The 5,419-nt window shown below is 51.0% G+C and carries 6 protein-coding genes; 3 read left to right on the top strand and 3 right to left on the bottom strand.

The window, feature by feature from the left end; translation table 11 throughout:
- Positions 1-190: 190 nt before the first annotated feature.
- Positions 191-559, bottom strand: coding sequence for a hypothetical protein (locus VGS28_01370; protein ID HEV2412437.1), 369 nt, complete (start codon positions 557-559; stop codon positions 191-193).
- A 45-nt stretch (positions 560-604) separates the two neighbouring features.
- Positions 605-871: a hypothetical protein gene (locus VGS28_01365; GenBank protein HEV2412436.1), complete on the bottom strand. Its 267-nt coding sequence runs from the start codon at positions 869-871 to the stop codon at positions 605-607.
- 139 nt (positions 872-1,010) lie between these two features.
- Between VGS28_01365 and VGS28_01360 the strand changes: the two genes are divergently transcribed.
- Positions 1,011-3,548, top strand: a complete 2,538-nt coding sequence (locus VGS28_01360) for a cation-transporting P-type ATPase (protein ID HEV2412435.1) — start codon at positions 1,011-1,013, stop codon at positions 3,546-3,548.
- Here VGS28_01360 and VGS28_01355 read toward each other — a convergent pair.
- Positions 3,529-4,110, bottom strand: coding sequence for an NAD(P)H-dependent oxidoreductase (locus tag VGS28_01355; protein ID HEV2412434.1), 582 nt, complete (start codon positions 4,108-4,110; stop codon positions 3,529-3,531). The genes VGS28_01360 and VGS28_01355 overlap by 20 nt on opposite strands.
- An 89-nt stretch (positions 4,111-4,199) precedes the next feature.
- Between VGS28_01355 and VGS28_01350 the strand changes: the two genes are divergently transcribed.
- On the top strand, positions 4,200-4,529 hold the full coding sequence (locus VGS28_01350; GenBank protein HEV2412433.1) for a helix-turn-helix domain-containing protein: 330 nt from the start codon (positions 4,200-4,202) through the stop codon (positions 4,527-4,529).
- Positions 4,530-4,548: 19 nt separating this feature from the next.
- Entirely contained in the window at positions 4,549-5,367 is an 819-nt protein-coding gene (locus VGS28_01345) for a bifunctional 5,10-methylenetetrahydrofolate dehydrogenase/5,10-methenyltetrahydrofolate cyclohydrolase (GenBank protein HEV2412432.1), read from the top strand.
- The last annotated feature ends 52 nt before the right edge of the window (positions 5,368-5,419 follow it).

Below are 5,419 nucleotides of genomic sequence, written 5' to 3'. Positions count from 1 at the left end.
AGACTGGCAACTGGGGCTACCAGGATAACCTCGACCCAACACTCAACGGCACCGTGCAAGTCGTCAATTAGGGGCTGAAGCAGCTGTTATCAGATAGTATGATATGATGTCATAAAAGCGTATGCACATACAAACGTAAGGAGCAGAAATAAATGGATCCACAACCTCCGACTACACCCACTGAACCAAATCAACCGGGTACACCACCAACCCCAACGGGCGCGACACCACCAAGCAACCAGCCGTTTACATTCACGGCACCGGCCGACCCGCCTGCGGGTGCCGCGCCGGCTGCTCCTGCGGCTCCGGCCTCGCCAGTTGACGACTCGATCACTCCGTCGTTCTCAGCGACCGTGAATGGAGCTCCATCGGCACCATCTCCGCCCCCGGCAGCTCCAGCTGCCCCCCCTGTCGCTCCATCGGCACCGTCGTTCGGTGCACCCGTCCCACCAACACCTAGCGCTGCCAGCTCGCCTCCTCCTGCCAAGAAAGGAATGGGAGGAACCGGCAAGAACCCCATGATGCTGGCGGTCATAGCCGTCGCTGTTGTCATGGTCATACTACTGATTGTCTACGCTGCTCTCAGCGCACATAAGTAAGAGTTCTATAGCCATTCATACGGTGCCCGAGGATGTTCCTCGAGTTCTGCGGCGGCATCCATAAGCTGTATCTGTTCGGAGCGGATGATCAGCTCATCTTGGCTGTCAAATGCCTCATCATCACGGAAAGCTCGGTAGAAATTCACGACAATAGGATCAGCTTGTTCGTTAATGGCCAGTTCGACAATCTCACGTGCAGTTACAGGGTATTGTTTGATACGTTGAATAAATTGGTGAAGGCTGTCTAGATTCTGGGGCTTGCTCGGAGCCATAGACTATATGGAACCTCTGTCCTATCTATCCACGCGGGGCGGACCATCCCTCTCTTTATTGTACTACACAGACACAATGTTCCCCTCGAGAGGCCGCCTTGCACCTCTTGGCTGTGTCTGCTAGCATCGTGGTAAAGAGATGGCCAAACAAAAACGCAAGCAAAGCCTAATGGAGAGTGAACACGTAGACTCTCTCAGTGAACAGCAACTTCTTGATAAGCTGCATACTTCCCAAGCAGGACTGGAGACTGCTGAAGCCAAACGCCGGTTCGAACAGTATGGCCCCAACGTCCTGAGCAGCAGTAAACGTCGGAGCACGCTCAGTGTCTTCTTGAAACAGTTCAGAAGCTCCTTAATCTACCTGCTAATACTAGCAGCTGGGCTTTCGTATGGCCTCAGGGATCTGACTGATGGCACGGTCATCACGGTTATTTTGGTTATCAATACAGGGCTTGGGTTCTTTCAGGAGTATCGTTCCGAGAAAGCTATCGACAAGCTCCAGAAGCTGGTCAGTAAGGATGTCCTTGTCAAACGCGATGGGGAACAGACAGTCATACCCGAACGACAACTCGTTCCCGGTGACTTAGTTATCTTGCGCGAAGGAGATATTGTGCCGGCGGACATCCGCCTCGTCAGTGTCGATGACTTGATGGTGGACGAGTCTCAGCTGACGGGAGAGTCGGTCCCAGTGGGCAAGAAAAGCGGTGGCAAGGACTCGCTTGCCTATGCTGGAAGCACAGTTGTTGAGGGCGAGGGTCATGGCTATGTTGTCGCTACGGCTGCCCAGACAGCGCTCGGTAAGATCGCTCACCTCTCGGCTGATACACAGAAGGTAACCCAGTATGAACAGTCGCTGTCTTCATTCAGCAACTTCCTTATTAAGGTAACGTTCCTGACGCTCTTGATGATCTTTATCCTTAAACTGGTGCTGACTCATGACTTTTCGCACATAACCTCTCTTGCGCTCTTCATGATCGCCCTCTCCATCGCTGTCGTACCGGAAGCCATGCCGGTTATTGCCACAGTCACACTCTCAAATGGAGCGCTGCGGCTGGCAAGGCAGCATGTCATCGTCAAGAACCTGACTGCTGTCGAGGATATGGGTAATATTACAATCCTCTGCAGTGATAAGACGGGGACGCTAACCGAAAATAGGCAGACAGTTGCCAAGCTGACTGCAAGTGATCCGAAACTCTTCCAGTGGCTGGCTGTCACCAGTCTTGAGGAGCACGACGAGAAGCGCAAACAGGTACAGAGCTCATTCGACAAAGCTTTCCTGGCCTACGTACCGCACGACATACAGCAGGAAGCCTCCAGGTGTGTGCGTATGGAAGAGTTGCCGTTCGATCCGGCCGCACGAAGGCGTCGAGTAGTCTTTTCGGATGGCAAAAAGCACTATCTGGTTGAGATAGGGTCAGTTGAAACGCTGCTGGAGCTTACCAAAGACAGGCGCATGAAGAAGTACATGGAGATCATCAAGGAAGATGGCAAGGTTGGCCTCAGGCATCTCGGTATCGCCTACAAGGAAGTGAAGTATACAACTTCTGATGAGTTTGACATCTTAAAGCACGAAGATCACTTGAATTTTGTCGGCTTTGTGGCCCTTGAAGACCACTTGCGTCCGACTGCCGCTAAGACCATCCGCCTAGCCCAAAGCCTAGGTGTCCAGATCAAGATCCTTTCGGGAGACTCCAGGGAGGTGACCCATTATGTAGCTAGCCAAGTTGGGCTGATTGGCGCTTCTGAGATCGTCCATACCGGCGACGAGCTCGATAAGCTATCAGACGATGCCCTGAGCCGCATGCTTGAGGAGAACCACGCCTTCGCCCGTCTCAACCCGACCCAGAAGTACCGACTGATACGACTCCTCAAGCTACACGACAACGTCGTCGGCTACCAAGGTGACGGTATTAACGATGCCCCGTCGCTGAAACTGGCTGACGTGGCTATCGCCGTTAACAATGCCACTGATGTTGCTAAAGACAGCGCGGATGTCCTACTGCTTCACAACGACCTCAGCGTCATCGTTAACGGTATCAAAGAGGGTAGGGCGATCTTCTCGAATATCAATAAGTATATTCGCTATACAATGATTGGCAATTTCGGCAACTTCTTCGCCCTCGATATTCTTTACCTGCTCTCAGCCAACCTGCCGCTTCTGGCCATTCAGTTACTGCTGAGCAACCTGCTCGGTGACATCCCCCTTCTTGCTATCTCAACAGACAATGTCGATGTTCGTGAACTGGCTCGGCCAAGCCACTACAGTAGCCGTTCACTCCTATTCATTTCGATGTTCCTCGGTAGTTTCACGGCGCTCTTTGAACTGATCTTTTTTGCCATCGTCCAGGATTACCCATTGCCGGTCATCCAGACAAGCCTGTATCTTTATCTGACGATCCTCGGGTTCGTCGTTATCTTCTCGGTCAGAAACAAAGAACACTTCTGGAAGGCCCCGCCGCTCTCACGGTCCCTTAAGTGGTCCTTCGGGATAATGGCTGCAGTAGTCATAGCCATGACGTACTACCATCCGACTCAGCATCTCTTCTCGTTTACGACGCTCTCGTGGAGCATGTTCAGCCTGACGATACTAATAACTTTCGTTTATCTGGCGTTTCTGGACATCATCAAGGTCTGGTTCTATCAGTCAAGAGTGGGTGCTACTTTTCAGCGCTCTTAAGCTTGCGGGCTTCCTTCATTCGTTCTGCCCAAAAGACAAGCTCGTCAAGCATCTTGTCAGCAGCCTTCTTCATACCGTCATCAAATTTGTACTTGCCCGACTCGTCAACGTTAAAGTAATAGTTGTTGATCAACATGTGCTCGAAGAGGTCGTACATCTTTACTTGAGCTGCAATACCACGGAGGTGTTCAATAGCTCTGGCCCCGCCGGCTCCACCACCGTAACCGATATAGGCAACTGGCTTGTAGTTCCATTCGTGCCACAGATAGTCGATGGCATTCTTGAGGGCCGCTGATGTCGAATGGTTATATTCCGGTGTGACAAAGACAAAACCGTCGAAACCATTGATCTTCTCGCTCCACTTCTTGGTATAGTCGTACTTGTACTCACCGGTCGAAGCCGACTTCGGCTCGTTAAGGAGGGGTAAGTCTACCTCTTTAAGGTCGATCAGTTCGTATTCTGCGTCGTTTCGTGACTTGGTTAGTCCGTAAAGCCACTCGGCCGGTTGGATGCCGAAACGTGTAGGACGCGTTGAACCGACAATAATAGCAATTTTAGTCATATTTCCTCCAAGTGATATATAATATATAGTACTATATAAAGTATAGTATATACTTAAAGCATAGCAAGTAGATAATTTTGTAAAGTTCGATGCAAGAGACTCGGCAACCAACACAACTTCTTAGCACAACCGTAGAAATTCTCGGCGACAAGTGGACGCCACTTATAGTAAAGGCGCTTTCTGACGGTCCTCGTCGCTTTGGCCAGCTTCAACAAGATACCTGTGGCGTCTGCCCACGCACTCTGTCAAAGCGCCTCGCATTTCTGGGAGAGGTCGAGATCGTGACTAAAAAGACATTCGCCGAGATACCCCCACACACTGAATATGAACTGACTGAGAAAGGAAGCCAGCTACTGCCGATCTTGCGGAGCATGGTTGAGTGGAGTAGAAAATACGCTCCTGGCGAAATAACCTGCTAGCACTGGTACAATTGATGCCATGCGACTACTAAGCGGATCCGATCTAGCCAGTTTTATCAAAGAACGCCAGGCCAAGCAGGTCAGAGGTTTGAAGCAGGCAGAGGGGATTGTGCCGAAGCTTGCTGTGGTGCTGACAGACGATAACCCGGTCTCACGAAAGTATATCTCCCTCAAACAGCGCTATGGCGAAGACATTGGTATAGAACTAGTTCTAGAAGAGACAACTTCGACTGAAGCCGTTAAGACGATTAAGCGACTCAACGGTGACCCGAGCGTCTTTGGCATCATCGTGCAACTGCCCATATCTGATCCGAGTCTAACGGAAGAAGTTGTCAAAGCAATCAGCCCTGAAAAGGACGTCGATGGTCTCGGTTCGACCAAATTCTTCGACCCTGCTACCCCGGTAGCCATCCTATGGCTCCTTGCCGGCTACAACATCTCTCTTACTGACAAGAAAGTACTGCTTATTGGGCAGGGCCAGCTAGTCGGCAGGCCACTTAAAAAGATGCTGGAAAACTCCGGTATTACACCCGAAGTTGCCGATATAGACAGCGATGTCGGTGCCATGGTTGCGAAAGCCGAAGTTATTGTTACGGCAACCGGCCAACCTGGCCTCCTAAAGAGCGAGATGATCCCTAAGGGTTGTGTAGTCGTCGATGCTGGAACAACAAGCGAGGGTGGCAAACTTGTCGGTGATCTTGATCCGGCGGTCTATGAGACACGTGATGACCTTACTCTAACACCTCGAATCGGAGGGGTAGGCCCTCTGACTGTCTGCGCTCTATTCGACAATGTTATTCGTAGCGCCAGACGAATGGCCGAATCTAAGCGGAAGTAAGGTCTACTTCTTCTTTTTGAGCGCTTCTTTAACGTGTTCGGTTACTTCTTTG

Source organism: Candidatus Saccharimonadales bacterium, from assembly GCA_035945435.1.
Classification (GTDB): domain Bacteria; phylum Patescibacteriota; class Saccharimonadia; order Saccharimonadales; family DASZAF01; genus DASZAF01.
This window is presented reverse-complemented; position numbering and strand designations above follow the sequence as displayed.